This window comes from Leucobacter manosquensis (assembly GCF_018304845.1).
GTDB classification, from domain to species: Bacteria; Actinomycetota; Actinomycetes; order Actinomycetales; family Microbacteriaceae; genus Leucobacter; species Leucobacter alluvii.
This window is the reverse complement of record NZ_JAFEVO010000001.1, coordinates 1,241,908-1,255,295: the sequence shown is the minus strand read 5'-3', so window position 1 is coordinate 1,255,295 and position 13,388 is coordinate 1,241,908. Positions and strand designations below refer to the sequence as shown.

General features: G+C 68.8%; 9 protein-coding genes and 2 riboswitches. Of the genes, 6 read left to right on the top strand and 3 right to left on the bottom strand.

Translation table 11 applies throughout. The features are described from left to right. Nucleotides 1-16 precede the first annotated feature (16 nt). The 3 genes from JSQ98_RS05790 to JSQ98_RS05780 are packed head-to-tail and all read right to left on the bottom strand — an operon-like array spanning nt 17 to nt 3,529. Nucleotides 17-1,372: an aldehyde dehydrogenase family protein gene (locus tag JSQ98_RS05790; RefSeq protein WP_211648748.1), complete on the bottom strand. Its 1,356-nt coding sequence runs from the start codon at nt 1,370-1,372 to the stop codon at nt 17-19. Continuing rightward, nucleotides 1,369-2,178, bottom strand: a complete 810-nt coding sequence (locus JSQ98_RS05785) for a gamma-glutamyl-gamma-aminobutyrate hydrolase family protein (RefSeq protein ID WP_211648747.1) — start codon at nt 2,176-2,178, stop codon at nt 1,369-1,371. The genes JSQ98_RS05790 and JSQ98_RS05785 overlap by 4 nt, the downstream gene beginning before the upstream one ends. Then, nucleotides 2,159-3,529: a glutamine synthetase family protein gene (locus JSQ98_RS05780; RefSeq protein WP_211648746.1), complete on the bottom strand. Its 1,371-nt coding sequence runs from the start codon at nt 3,527-3,529 to the stop codon at nt 2,159-2,161. The genes JSQ98_RS05785 and JSQ98_RS05780 overlap by 20 nt, the downstream gene beginning before the upstream one ends. 266 nt (nt 3,530-3,795) lie before the next feature. Between JSQ98_RS05780 and JSQ98_RS05775 the strand changes: the two genes are divergently transcribed. The 6 genes from JSQ98_RS05775 to JSQ98_RS05750 all read left to right on the top strand — a co-directional run bounded on the left by JSQ98_RS05775 (nt 3,796) and on the right by JSQ98_RS05750 (nt 13,272). Continuing rightward, the gene (locus tag JSQ98_RS05775) at nt 3,796-5,346 is read left to right on the top strand and encodes an amino acid permease (protein WP_211648745.1); all 1,551 of its coding nucleotides are present in this window, start codon (nt 3,796-3,798) and stop codon (nt 5,344-5,346) included. A gap of 129 nt (nt 5,347-5,475) precedes the next feature. Then, nucleotides 5,476-5,577: riboswitch (glycine riboswitch) on the top strand. A gap of 1 nt (nt 5,578) precedes the next feature. Further along, a riboswitch (glycine riboswitch) is annotated at nt 5,579-5,680 on the top strand. A 48-nt stretch (nt 5,681-5,728) separates the two neighbouring features. Next, the gene (gcvP, locus tag JSQ98_RS05770) at nt 5,729-8,584 is read left to right on the top strand and encodes an aminomethyl-transferring glycine dehydrogenase (protein ID WP_211648744.1); all 2,856 of its coding nucleotides are present in this window, start codon (nt 5,729-5,731) and stop codon (nt 8,582-8,584) included. 11 nt (nt 8,585-8,595) lie between these two features. Further along, nucleotides 8,596-9,708, top strand: a complete 1,113-nt coding sequence (gcvT, locus tag JSQ98_RS05765) for a glycine cleavage system aminomethyltransferase GcvT (RefSeq protein WP_211648743.1) — start codon at nt 8,596-8,598, stop codon at nt 9,706-9,708. A gap of 96 nt (nt 9,709-9,804) precedes the next feature. Further along, nucleotides 9,805-10,191: a glycine cleavage system protein GcvH gene (gcvH, locus tag JSQ98_RS05760; protein ID WP_090150606.1), complete on the top strand. Its 387-nt coding sequence runs from the start codon at nt 9,805-9,807 to the stop codon at nt 10,189-10,191. 19 nt (nt 10,192-10,210) lie between these two features. Next, on the top strand, nt 10,211-11,638 hold the full coding sequence (locus JSQ98_RS05755) for an L-serine ammonia-lyase (RefSeq protein WP_211648741.1): 1,428 nt from the start codon (nt 10,211-10,213) through the stop codon (nt 11,636-11,638). An 80-nt stretch (nt 11,639-11,718) separates the two neighbouring features. Further along, entirely contained in the window at nt 11,719-13,272 is a 1,554-nt protein-coding gene (locus JSQ98_RS05750; RefSeq protein WP_211648740.1) for an HNH endonuclease signature motif containing protein, read from the top strand. Nucleotides 13,273-13,388: the final 116 nt, after the last annotated feature.

Here is a 13,388-nt window from a genome sequence, read left to right as displayed (position 1 = left end):
ACGGGCGGGCCCGGGGTTACTCGCTCGCGAAGAACACGTTCTTCGTCTCGGTGAAGTGCTCTGCCGCGTCAGGGCCGAGCTCCCGCCCGAGCCCCGACTGCTTGAAGCCGCCGAAGGGCGTCGTGTATCGCACCGAGGAGTGCGAGTTGACCGAGAGGTTGCCGCCCTCGACGCCTCGGGCGACGCGGATGCCGCGGCCGAGGTCGGACGTCCAGATCGAACCGCTCAGCCCGAAATCGGAGTCGTTCGCGAGGTGCAGCGCGTCGGCCTCGTCTTCGAAGGGCAGGACCGAGACGACCGGCCCGAACACCTCCTCAGTGGCGATGCGCGAGCCTCGCTCGGGAGTGACCACCGTGGGAGCGAACCACGCGCCCGGCCCGTCCGGGCAGGAACCCCGGAACGCGACGGGCACGTCGTCGGTGAGGAAGCCGGCGACGCTCTCGCGGTGCGCCTGCGAGACGAGGGGCCCGACCTCCGTCGATTCGAGCGTCGGATCGCCGACCCGCACACCCTGCACAGCCCGTTCGAAGTGCTCCATGAAGCGGTCGTAGACGCTGCGCTGCACGAGCAGTCGGCTTCGGGCGCAGCAATCCTGGCCGGCGTTGTCGAACACCGAGTACGGCGCGGTCGCTGCGGCCCGCTCGATGTCGGCGTCGGCGAACACGATGTTCGCGCTCTTGCCGCCGAGTTCGAGCGTGACCCGCTTCACCTGATCGGCGCACCCAGCCATGATGCGTTTGCCGACCTCGGTCGACCCCGTGAAGACGACCTTGCGCACCGACGGATTCGTCACGAAGCGTTCGCCGACGACCGAACCGCGCCCGGCCAGCACCTGGAAGAGGCCCTCCGGCAGCCCCGCTTCGAGCGCGAGCTCGCCGAGCCGCAGGCTCGTGAGCGGCGTCCACTCGGCCGGCTTCAGCACGACGGCGTTGCCCGCGGCGAGCGCCGGGGCGAAGCCCCACGAGGCGATGGTCATCGGGAAGTTCCAGGGCGTGATGACGCTCACGACGCCGAGCGGTTCGTGGAACGTGACGTTCATGCCTCCCGCGACGGGAATCTGCTGGCCGATCAGGCGCTCGGGCGAGCCGGAGTAGTACTCCAGCACGTCGCGCACGTGCCCGGCCTCCCACCGCGACTGGGTGATGGGGTGACCGGAATTGACGGTCTCGAGTTGTGCGAGGTGCTCGACGTCGGCATCCACCGCGTCGGCGAATCGTCGGAGCACGCGAGCGCGGTCGGCGGGTGCGACGGACGCCCAGTCGCGCTGAGCTCGGACCGCGTGCGCGATCGCGGCGTCGGTGGCGTCGACGTCGAGGTGGGCCACCTCGGTGACCGGGGCTCCGGTCGCGGGGTTGATGACGGTGTAGCTCACGGCTGCTCCTTCGATGCGTGCTCGGATGACGGGACGGGTGACGGGATGACGCTCTCGCGCCGGGAACGGTACGTCGCCGCGGCTGAGACGAGGCCGGCGAAGAGCCGGCGATCCTCACGGTTCTCCTCTGGATGCCACTGCACGGCGACCCCGAAGGGCAGGGCGTCGATCTCGATCGATTCGATGATGCCGTCGACGGTGCGACTGGTCGCGGTGAGCCCGTCGGCGAGCGCATCGATCGCCTGGTGGTGATACAGGTGCGCGCGGGCGTTGCGGTCATCGCCGAGCAGCTCTCCGATGCGCGACCCGGCGTCGACCTCGACATCGATCTCCGTGAACACCCCCTGGCCGGCCTGGTACCGGTCGTCGCCGACGATGTCGGGGAGATGCTGGATCAGCGTGCCCCCGAGCTCGACGTTGATGACCTGCGCTCCCCGGCAGATGCCGAGAAGCGGGAGCTGCGCGTCGATGGCCGCATCGAGCAGTGCTGCCTCGAACGCGTCGCGGTCGGTGCGCGGAGCTCCGGTGCGCTCGTGGGGGTCGGCCCGGTAGCGCGCAGGATCGACGTCGGCGCCGCCCGAGAGGATGAGCCCGTCGAGCCGAGAGACGATGCCCCGAGCGACACCGGGCTCGACCGGTTGCGGGGGCAGCACGATCGCGACGCCGCCGACGTCGGTCACCGCATCGAGATACACCTGCGGGAGGAAGGAGGCCGGGACATCCCAGACCCCCGTTTGGGCCTGCTCGAGGTAGCTCGTGATGCCGATGAGCGGCGGAGCCGGCGCGTCAGAGTCGTTCGAAGCCACGGACCCGCTCCCAATCGGTGACGGCGGCGTCGTAGGCTCGCACTTCCACGCGAGCCGCATGGGTGTAGTGCTCGACCACCTCGTCGCCGAAGATGTCGCGTGCGAGCGAGGACTGCTCGAAGAGGTCGGCCGCCTCGCGCAGGGTGGTGGGAACCCGGGCGACGTCGCTCGTGTAGGCGTTGCCCCGGAGCGGCTCACCGAGTTCGAGCTGCTGCTCGATGCCCGCGAGGCCGGAGCCGAGCATGCCTGCGACGGCGAGGTACTGATTCACATCGCCCCCTGGCACGCGGTTCTCCACGCGCATGCCCTGGCCGTGCCCGACGACGCGGAGCGCGCAGGTGCGGTTGTCGTGGCCCCACGCGACCGCGGTGGGCGCGAAGCTGCCGTCGACGTAGCGCTTGTACGAGTTGATGTTGGGTGCGTAGAGCAGCGTGAACTCGCGCATCGCCGCGAGCTGCCCCGCGATGAAGTGGCGGAACGTCTGCGACATGCCGTCGGGAGCGTTCTCGTCCGCGAAGACCGGGTCTCCTGCGGTGTTGCGCAGGCTCGCGTGCACGTGGCAGCTGTTGCCCTCGCGCTCGTTGAACTTCGCCATGAACGTGATGCTCTTGCCGTGCTTCTCGGCGATCTCCTTCGATCCGCTCTTGTAGATCGAGTGGTTGTCGCACGTCGGCAGTGCGTGCGTGTAGCGGAAGGCGATCTCCTGCTGCCCGAGGTTGCACTCGCCCTTGACGCCCTCGCAGTACATGCCCGCGGCGTCCATCGAATTGCGGATGTCGCGCAGCAGCGGCTCGATGCGGGTGGAGCCCTGCAGAGCGTAGTCCGTGTTGTAGTCGCTCGCCGGAGTGAGGTCGCGGTAGCCGCTGCGCCACGCGCTGCGGTAGTCGTCGTCGAAGACGAGGAACTCGAGCTCGGTGCCGATGAAGGGCACGAGGTCGTGCGCGGCGAGGCGATCGATCTGGTGCTTCAGGATCTGGCGCGGAGACACGGAGATGGGGGAGTGGTCGCTCGCGAGCGTGAGATCGGCCATGACGAGGGCGGTTCCGGGCAACCACGGGATGCGTCGCAGCGTGTCGAGGTCGGGGATCATCGCCATGTCGCCGTAGCCGCTCTCCCAACTGGTCAGGGCGTAGCCATCGACGGTGTTGAGCTCGACGTCGACCGCGAGCAGATAGTTGCAGCACTCGGCGCCGTGCGCCATGACGTCTTCGAGGAAGAGCCGGGCCGAGACGCGCTTGCCGACGAGGCGTCCCTGCATGTCGGTGAACGCGACGATGACGGTGTCGATCTCGCCGGCGGCGACCGCTCCGCGAAGTTCTTCGGGGGTGAGATTGCCGCTCGCGGGAATCATGTGCTCTCCTTGTGCTCGTCGTCGAGGTGAGAATGCGTGCTCCACCTGCCTGGCGCCGCAGCGCTGAAAAGGTAGGTTTCAAGACCATTACATCATGAAGCCCGGGGCTTGATGCAAGCTTCCCGCCGCAGCCAGCACACAAAGGTGGTTGCAAACGACCAATAGCTCGCTATAGTCGGCAGTGGCGCACCGCTCAGCCGATTCCCAGCGACGGGCATCGCAACGCAGCATCTCGTATCCATCACACCGTAGTGAAAGAGGTCGACATGGCCAAGGACACCCTGAAGGTTTCAGGTGCCACGTACACCACCGCAGAGTCGGGGTACTTCGAGAAACGCAAGCTCAAGCGATCGGCCGGCGTGTGGGGGCTCTGGGGTCTCGCCGTCGGCGCCGTGATCTCCGGCAACTTCTCCGGATGGAACTTCGGCATCGAGGCCGCCGGATTCGGCGGCATGCTCATCGCCTTCGCCATCCTCGTGGTCATGTACTACGGGCTCATCTTCTCGATCGGCGAGATGGCGGCCGCGATGCCGCACACCGGCGGCGCGTACTCCTTCGGCCGGGCGGCGCTCGGCCCGTGGGGCGGGTTCGTCACCGGCCTGGCCGAGACGATCGAGTACGTCGCCACAACCGCGGTGATCGTCTACTTCTCCGCGGGGTACGCGAACGGCGTCACCGAGGGGCTCATGGGCTTCAGCCTGCCGACGTGGCTCTGGTGGATCATCCTCTACGCCGCCTTCGTCGGCCTGAACACGGCCGGCGCGGCCATCTCACTGAAGTTCGCCATCGTCGTCTCGCTCATCTCCATCGGAGTGCTCGTGCTCTTCGCCGTCATGGCACTCGCGAGCGGGGCCATGAACTGGGGCAGCCTCTTCGACATCGAGCCCGACCCGGGCCAGAGCCTCTTCCTGCCGCACGGGGTGCTGCCGATCCTCTTCGCCATGCCGTTCGCGATGTGGCTCTTCCTCGGCATCGAGGAGCTGCCGCTCGCCGCCGAAGAATCGCACAATCCCGTGCGGGACATCCCGCGAGCCGGGCTGTGGGCTCGCGGCACGCTGATCGTCACCGGCCTCCTCGTGCTGGTGCTGAACACCGGCGTCCTGGGATCCGAGACGACGGGAGTCGCCGGCGAACCGTTGCTCGACGGCTTCCGCGCGATCCTCGGCGACGACCTCGCGTGGGTCGCCGGCCTCCTCGCACTTTTCGCGCTCTTCGGCCTCCTCGCCTCACTGCAGGGCATCATGTTCGCCTACGGGCGCAACATGTACTCCCTGTCGCGCGCGGGCTACTATCCGCGATTCCTGTCCCTCACCGGCAAGCGCCAGACCCCGTGGGTGGCGCTGATCGCCGGCGCGCTGATCGGTCTGGCCGCGCTGATCATCGTCGAGCTCACGGGTGGAGACAGCGGCGTGGGCGGCGCGATCGTGCTCAACATCGCCGTCTGGGGCGCGGTGCTCGCGTACTTCATGCAGATGCTCTCCTTCGTCATCCTTCGACGCAAGTATCCGAACGTGAAGCGCCCGTACCTGAGCCCGTGGGGTGTGCCAGGCGCCATCATCGCCGCCGTCATCTCGGCGCTCATCTTCGTCGGCTTCCTGCTGAACGAGACCTTCCGGCCCGCCATCATCGCCATCGTCGTCGTCTACGTTCTGGGTCTGATCATCTTCGGCGTCTATACGCGCCACCGGCTCGTGCTCTCCCCAGAGGAGGAGTACGCGGTCTCGGGGGGCCTGCACGGCGATCCGCAGAGCGACGGGTACGGCGGAACGGTTGAGGATCAACTGCTCGCGATGGACGGGAGAGACGAGGATCGCTGATGCGCCGCTCGGGGCGGGCGCTCACCCGCCCCGAGCGGTTTCGACGGCGACCGCGATTCGGCGCTGGAACGTCCGCGCCGCGATCCCGCCCCGATGCTAGAGTGAGCACACATTGTGAATACCGGCCATCAAGTTGTGGCGGGAGAGTTCAGGGCAGAACGAACCGACCCTGGCGCCGTAGGAGCAATCCCTCCCCGGGAATCTCTCAGGCCCCCGTACCGCCCCAGCACGGCAACTCTGGAAAGCAGCTGACGCGTGCGTCGGCTCACCGACGGTGCAAGGGACCCGCTCTGGCGGCGACCGAATCTCTCAGGTCCCATACAGAGCGGGGAGGATCCCAATACATCCGCGCGTTCGCGCGCGACAGCCCTCGGAGATCCTCGTGACAGCCCTTTCCGCACCCCGCACCTTCCCCGATCGACACATCGGGGTCACCGACCCGACGCATGTCGCGACAATGCTCGCCGAGCTCGGCTACGAGTCGCTCGACGCACTCGTCGACGATGCGGTGCCTGCCTCGATTCGCAAGTCCGAACCCCTCGACCTGCCCCAGGGTCGCAGCGAAGAAGAGATTCTCGCCGACCTCCGGGCGCTCGCCGCGAAGAACGTCGTCAAGACCCAGATGATCGGACAGGGATTCTCCGGAACGCACACTCCGCCCGTCATCCGGCGCAACGTGCTCGAGAGCCCGGCCTGGTACACCGCCTACACGCCGTACCAGCCCGAGATCTCGCAGGGGCGTCTCGAGGCGCTCCTGAACTTCCAGACGATGGTCTCCGATCTCACCGCTCTCGAGATCGCGAACGCCTCCATGCTCGACGAGTCGTCGGCCGCGGCCGAGGCCGTGCTGCTGATGCGGCGCGCCAATCGCGCTCCTGCCGCCGCACGCGCCGTGATCGACGCGAATCTCTTCCCGCAGACCATCGCGGTGATCCGCGGCCGCGCGGAAGCGCTCGACTTCGAGGTCGAAGTCGCCGACCTGTCGCAGGGGCTGCCCGAGGGTGACATCTTCGGCATCGTGCTGCAGCAGCCGGGCGACGACGGTGCCGTCGTCGATCATGCCGCAGTGATCGCAGCGGCGAAGGAGCGCGGCGCGATGGTCACGGTGATCGCCGACCTGCTCGCACTGACCCTCATCGTGCCGCCAGGGGAGCAGGGGGCCGACGTCGCCGTCGGCAACACGCAGCGTTTCGGAGTACCGCTCTTCTACGGCGGACCGCACGCGGCGTATCTCGCGGTGCGCTCAGGGCTCGAGCGGGCGCTGCCGGGCCGGCTCGTCGGCGTATCGAAAGACGCGGCCGGCCGCACCGCCTACCGTCTCGCACTGCAGACCCGAGAGCAGCACATCCGCCGTGAGAAGGCCACGAGCAACATCTGCACCGCGCAGGCACTCCTCGCCATCACCGCATCGATGTACGCCGTCTACCACGGCGCCGACGGACTGACCGAGATCGCGATCCGAGCGCATCGACACGCGCGCACGCTCGCCGCCTCGCTCGCCGCGGCGGGCATCCCGCTCGCCGCGGAGTCCTTTTTCGACACGGTGCGGGCGAGCGTGCCGGGACGGGCTGACGAGATCATCGCGTCTGCGGCGGAGCACGGCGTCAATCTGCGTCGGGTCGACGCGGACACGGTGAGCGTCTCCACCGACGAGACGACCACTCCCGAGCATGTCGCGGCCGTGGTGCGCGCCTTCGGGGCCGAGATCGTCGAGGCCCCCGAGGCCGAATCGGAGCGCTTCGGCTTCGCCGCGGAACTCACGCGCACGAGCGACTTCCTGACGCACCCGATCTTCACGACCATCAACTCCGAGACCCAGATGCTGCGCTACCTGCGTCGGCTCGCAGACCGCGACCTCGCGCTCGACCGCACCATGATCCCGCTCGGTTCGTGCACGATGAAGCTCAACTCCACCGCCGAGATGGAGGCGATCTCCTGGCCCGAATTCGCCGGAGTTCACCCGTACGCGCCCGAAGACCAGACGCGCGGCTGGCGCGAGCTCATCGCCGACCTCGAAGGGCGACTCGTCGAGATCACCGGCTACGCGGGCATCTCGTTGCAGCCGAACTCGGGCGCACAGGGCGAGTACGCGGGTCTCCTCGCGATCCGCGGATACCATCGCTCGCGCGGCGACGACCAGCGCACCGTGTGCCTCATCCCCGCTTCGGCGCACGGCACCAACGCTGCCTCCGCGGTGCTTGCCGGAATGCGCGTCGTCGTCGTGCAGAACACCGAGACGGGGCACATCGACCTCGCCGACCTCTCGGCGAAGATCGACGCGCACCGCGACGAACTCGCCGCCATCATGATCACGTACCCCTCAACCTACGGCGTGTACGACGACGACGTGCGCGAGGTGTGCGACCAGGTGCACGAGGCGGGCGGCCAGGTCTACATCGACGGCGCCAACATGAACGCGCTCGTCGGCCTGGCCCAGCCGGGGCGATTCGGGGGCGACGTGTCTCACCTGAATCTGCACAAGACCTTCGCGATTCCGCACGGCGGCGGCGGGCCCGGCGTCGGGCCCATCGGGGTGGCCGAGCACTTGCTGCCGTTCGTGCCGAACGACCCGACGGGCACGTACTCGGTGAGCGGCGGCGTTCCCGTGGTCGCAACGCTCTTCGGCTCGGCCGGCGTGCTTCCCATCTCCTACGCCTACATCTCGATGATGGGCGCTGAGGGGCTCACCCTCGCGACGAAGACGGCGCTGCTCAGCGCCAACTACATCGCCGCGAGGCTCACCGAGCATTTCCCGGTGCTCTTCACCGGGGCGACCGGGCTCGTCGCGCACGAGTGCATCCTGGACCTGCGCGCGCTCACCGCTCAGTCTGGAGTGACGGCGGAGGACGTCGCGAAGCGGCTGATCGACTTCGGATTCCACGCCCCGACGCTGGCGTTCCCCGTCCCCGGCACACTCATGGTGGAACCGACCGAGTCCGAGGACCTCGCCGAGATCGACCGGTTCATCGAGGCGATGGTGACGATCCGCGCGGAGATCGACGCGGTCATCGCAGGCAGGATCGCGGTCGCCGAATCGCCGCTCCGTCTGGCGCCGCACACCGCGGAAGCGCTGATCTCCGGTGAATGGGACCGCGCCTACGGCCGGGAGCAGGGCGCCTACCCGGTCGAGGCGCTCCGCGTCGACAAGTACTTCCCGCCGGTCGGGCGCATCGACGGCGCCTACGGCGATCGGAACCTGATCTGCGCGTGCCCCGCGCCCGAAGCCTTCGAGAACTGAGGATGATGACCATGAGCTCCCCGAAGCGGACCGCCCTGCACGCCGAGCACGCTGAGCTCGGCGCGGCATTCACCGATTTCGGCGGTTGGGACATGCCGCTCAAGTACGGATCCGAACTCGCCGAGCACCGCGCCGTGCGCAGCGCAGCCGGGCTCTTCGACCTCTCCCACATGGGGGAGATCCGCGTCGCCGGGCCCGATGCCGCCGTCTTTCTGAACACCGCCCTCGTCGGCAACCTCGGCGCCGTCAAGGTCGGACGGGCGAAGTACTCGCTGATCTGCGATGCTGACGGAGGGATCATCGACGATCTCATCAGCTACCGGCTCGCAGAAGACGTGTACCTCGTGGTGCCGAACGCCGGAAACACCGGCACCGTCGCGGCGGCCTTCGCCGAACGGGCGGACGGCTTCGACGTCGAGATCGAGGATCAGTCGGACGAACTCAGCCTCATTGCAGTGCAGGGTCCGAACGCCGCCGCGATCGTGCAGGCGCTCGTGCCGGAGGAACAGCGCGAGCTCGTGACGGGCATGAAGTACTACGCTGCCGAGCAGGCGGTCGTGGCCGGTCACCCCGTGCTGCTGGCCCGCACCGGGTACACCGGGGAGGACGGGTTCGAGCTCTACCTCCCCAACGCTGAGGCGGCGGATCTCTGGAACGCACTGCTCACCGCAGGGGAGCCGCAGGGTCTGATCCCCGCCGGTCTCGCCTCGCGCGACTCACTGCGCCTCGAAGCCGGTATGCCGCTCTACGGCAACGAGCTCAGCCGCGAGGTGACGCCCTTCGAAGCGGGTCTCGGCCCGGTCGTCTCGTTCGTCAAGCCCGAGGCGTTCGTCGGCCGCGCCGCGCTCGAGACGCGCCGGGAGCAGACCCCCGAGTTGCAGCTCGTCGGTCTGCGCGGCGACGGCCGCCGCGCGGCGCGCTCCGGGTACGCAGTGCTCGCGGGTGACGACGCGGTCGGGCGCGTGACCAGCGGCCAGCCGAGCCCCACGCTCGGGTACCCCGTCGCCCTTGCCTACGTCGCACCTGAGCACGCCGCTGCCGGAACGCGCCTGCAGGTCGATCTGCGCGGCAAGGCCGAGCCGTTCACCGTTGTGGACCTGCCGTTCTACCGCCGTGGCCAGTAGCGCGCGAGCGCATTCCGCAGCAGCATCCCGCATCATCCCGCATCATCCCGCATCATCCCGATTCCACCCGCACCCGATAGATAGGAACTTCGCATCATGAGCAACGTCAAGGCCGGACTCCGGTACTCCGCAGAGCACGAGTGGGTCACGAGCGACAGCCCGGCCGTCGTCGGCATCTCCGAGGTCGCCGCCGACGCGCTCGGCGAGATCGTGTACGTCGAGCTGCCCGAGGTCGGCGCCTCGATCACCGTGGGAGCCGTCGTCGGCGAGGTCGAATCGACGAAGTCGGTCTCCGAGATCTTCTCGCCGGTCGCCGGCGAGGTCGTCGAGGTGAACGAGGCCCTCGTCGCCGACCCGGCGCAGCTGAACGCCGATCCCTACGGCGCAGCGTGGCTGTTCAAGGTCGCCGTCACGGAGGAAGGTCCACTGCTCGACGCCGAGCAGTACGCTGCCGACAACGACGCCGAGGTCTCCGGCGCCTAGGCGCACACGGAGCGCGCTCGTGGCCGTCAGCGTCTTCGACCTCTTCACGGTGGGCATCGGGCCGTCGAGTTCGCACACCGTCGGGCCGATGCGCGCCGCGAAGGAGTTCGTCGAGCGCATCGCGCGGAGCAGCGACACCGGCAGCCGCGAAATCGGCCGCATCGCCTCGCTGCGGGTCGACCTCTACGGCTCGCTCGCGGCGACCGGCCACGGGCACGGCACGTTCACCGCGGTGCTCCTCGGGCTCGAAGGGTTCGACCCGGAGACGGTGCTCCCCGAGCAGGTGGACGCCGCGCTCGACCGCTTGGAGCGCACTGGCGAGCTGCGGGTGGGCGAGCGGCTGGGCGGAGCCCCGGCGATCCTGCGCTTCGCCGTCGGCGACATCGTGCTGCACCCCCTGACGCTGCTGCCACGGCACACCAACGGGATGCGCTTCGCCGCGGACGACGCCGCAGGCGCATCAATCGCCGACGAGACGTACTTCTCGGTGGGCGGAGGGTTCATCGTGCGCGACGGCGCCGAAGCATCGCTGCACGACCGCCTCGAGGAGCGATCGGCGCAGCAGCCGTACCCCTTCACGACGGCGGCCGAACTGCTCGCGCACGCGGAACGCGCCGGCCTCACCATCGCCGAGGTGATGCTCGCGAATGAGCGGGTGCAGCGGCCGGAAGCTGAGATCTACGCGGGCCTCGCGCACATCTGGGACGTGATGGAGGCCTGCAAGAACTCGGCGCTCGAGCGCACGGGAGTGCTCCCGGGAGGACTCGAAGTGCGACGCCGTGCGCCGGAGTGGCATCGTCGTCTCACCGAACGCGATCCGCATCGCGACCCCGTGTACTGGCAGGAGTGGATCAACCTCGTCGCGCTCGCCGTCAACGAGGAGAACGCGACCGGCGGGCGCGTCGTCACCGCCCCGACGAACGGGGCTGCGGGGATCATCCCGGCCGTGCTCTTCTACGCCACGCACTACGCGCCGGGGGCTCAGACCTGGTCCGAAGCTGAACGCCAGGGCGCAGTGGCCGACTTCTTGCTCGCTGCCGGCGCGGTCGGGGTGCTCTACAAGGAGCAGGCATCGATCTCGGGAGCCGAGGTGGGGTGCCAGGGCGAGGTCGGTTCTGCCTCGTCGATGGCTGCGGCTGGCCTCGCCCAGGTGCTCGGCGGAACGCCAGAGCAGGTGGAGAACGCCGCTGAGATCGCGATGGAGCACAACCTCGGTCTCACCTGCGATCCGATCGGCGGGCTCGTGCAGATTCCGTGCATCGAGCGCAATGCGATCGCCGCATCGAAGGCCGTCAACGCGGCGAAGATGGCGCTCATGGGCGACGGCGACCATCACGTCAGCCTCGACCAGGTCATCGCGACGATGCGCGAGACCGGGCGCGACATGAGTGACAAGTACAAGGAAACATCGATGGGCGGGCTCGCGGTCAACGTCATCGAGTGCTGAGGCCGGCGCCCGGGAGCGGCGTCGCTCGACGGGTGCGCGAAGGGGGCGTGAATGTCGGTGGTTGCCGGTTGACTGGGGGCATGTTCTCCCTCACGATCGGCACCGTCCCGGCGGAGGTGCCAGACGCTCCCGCTGATGCGGAGGCTGATGCGAGTCTGTCGCTTGGACAGGTCGTGAACTTGCTCGAGCAGATGGAGTATCGGCAGCGCGCCCTCGACGCGTTCAGGTACGAGCTCATGGCGGTCGCGGTGCAGATGGCGACCGGTGCCGCGCGTTCCGGCTCCGCGCGTTCCGGCGCCGCGCCCGCAGGCGAGAACGAGCTCGCCTACCGCTCGGTGCGGGCGGAGCTCGCGACCGCGTTGAACGTGAGCGAGCGCGCGGCGGAAGCCCAGATGGGCGCGGCGTGGTCGCTGCGATACGACTACGGGATGACGCATCAGATTCTCGCCGCTGGCGAGATCTCGGCCTCGCACGCGCGCGTGATCGCGGAGGCCGGGCGACGTCTCGGCGTCGGGGCTGCTCCCGAAGTCGTCGCGAGGCGGGAGGCGTATCAGGCGGAGGTGCTCGAGTACGCGCGTCGGGAGTCGGTGAACCGGCTTCGTCCGATCGCGCGCAGGATCGCCGAGCAGTACGCCGGTGACACCCTCGACGAGCGGCACTACAAGGAGGTGCGCAGGCGTCGAGTAGTCGTGCAGGAGCGCGAGGACGGGATGTCCGATCTGCTGGCGTATCTGCCCACCGCAGAGGCGTACGCGATACACGACCGGTTGACTCGGATCGCCCGCGAAGTCGAGCGCAGCGAGCGGGCTGAGTCGGCCGAGCGGGCTGAGTCGGCCGAGCGGGCTGGGTCGGCCGAGCGGGCTGGACTGCATGAGCGTGACGGGGGCGCCGAGCGGGGCCAGCGGGCGGCGGCGGAATCTTCGGCGCGACGCTCGCGCGATGAGATTCGGGCCGACGCATTCGCCGAACTTCTCCTCGGCTCAGACGCGAGCGCTGTGGCCTCGTGTGCGAGCAGCGAAGCGATACGGGCTCGGGTGCAGGTCATCGTGCCCGTCACGGCACTCGCCCCCTCCCGCCGGAGCGCTGCTCCTGTGGCAGAGCTCGTCGGGGCGGGGCCGATCCCGCTCGCAGCCGCCAGGAACCTCGCAGCGGCGACGCCGGTGTGGGAGCGGGTGACGGTGGATGCGGAATCGGGTTCGGTGCTCCAGGTCGATCGCTACCGTCCGAGCGAAGCGATGAAGCGCCGACTCGGGGCACGCGATCAGCACTGCCGGTTCCCGGGGTGCCGTGTGCCGGTCGCGCGGTGCGATCTCGACCACACCGTCGACGCGGCCTTCGGCGGCCCGACCTCGACGGCGAACCTCGCGCACCTGTGCCGTGGCCATCACGTGCTCAAGCACCACTCCGAATGGGCCGTACGCCAGAAGAACGATGGTGAACTGCACTGGACCAGCCCCACGGGCAGGCGCTACGTCGACCGACCGCCGAGCCGCGTGAGGTTCGCGCAGACCGGCCCGCCGGTCCAGACAGTCCAGCCGGTCCGGACAGTCCAGTCGGTTTCGCCACGCTCGCAGGACCCGCCTCGGAATATCGAGCGCAGCGGCCGCGATACACCTGACCGGCAGCCGTTCTGACCATCGATCCGCCCGGGCACAACAGGCGGTGGCGCCGATGCACGCAGCAACCATGCGCACTGTCGCGCCCTGTACGCCCTGTCGAACACTGTCGCGCCCTGTCGCGCCCTGCCTTT

Excerpts from the sequence above, each read along its gene's own strand:
- JSQ98_RS05775 (WP_211648745.1), top strand. The coding sequence starts at position 3,796 with ATGGCCAAGGACACCCTGAAGGTTTCAGGTGCCACGTACACCACCGCA.
- gcvT (WP_211648743.1), top strand. The coding sequence starts at position 8,596 with ATGAGCTCCCCGAAGCGGACCGCCCTGCACGCCGAGCACGCTGAGCTC.
- gcvH (WP_090150606.1), top strand. The coding sequence starts at position 9,805 with ATGAGCAACGTCAAGGCCGGACTCCGGTACTCCGCAGAGCACGAGTGG.
- JSQ98_RS05750 (WP_211648740.1), top strand. The coding sequence starts at position 11,719 with ATGTTCTCCCTCACGATCGGCACCGTCCCGGCGGAGGTGCCAGACGCT.
- JSQ98_RS05780 (WP_211648746.1), bottom strand. The coding sequence starts at position 3,529 with ATGATTCCCGCGAGCGGCAATCTCACCCCCGAAGAACTTCGCGGAGCG.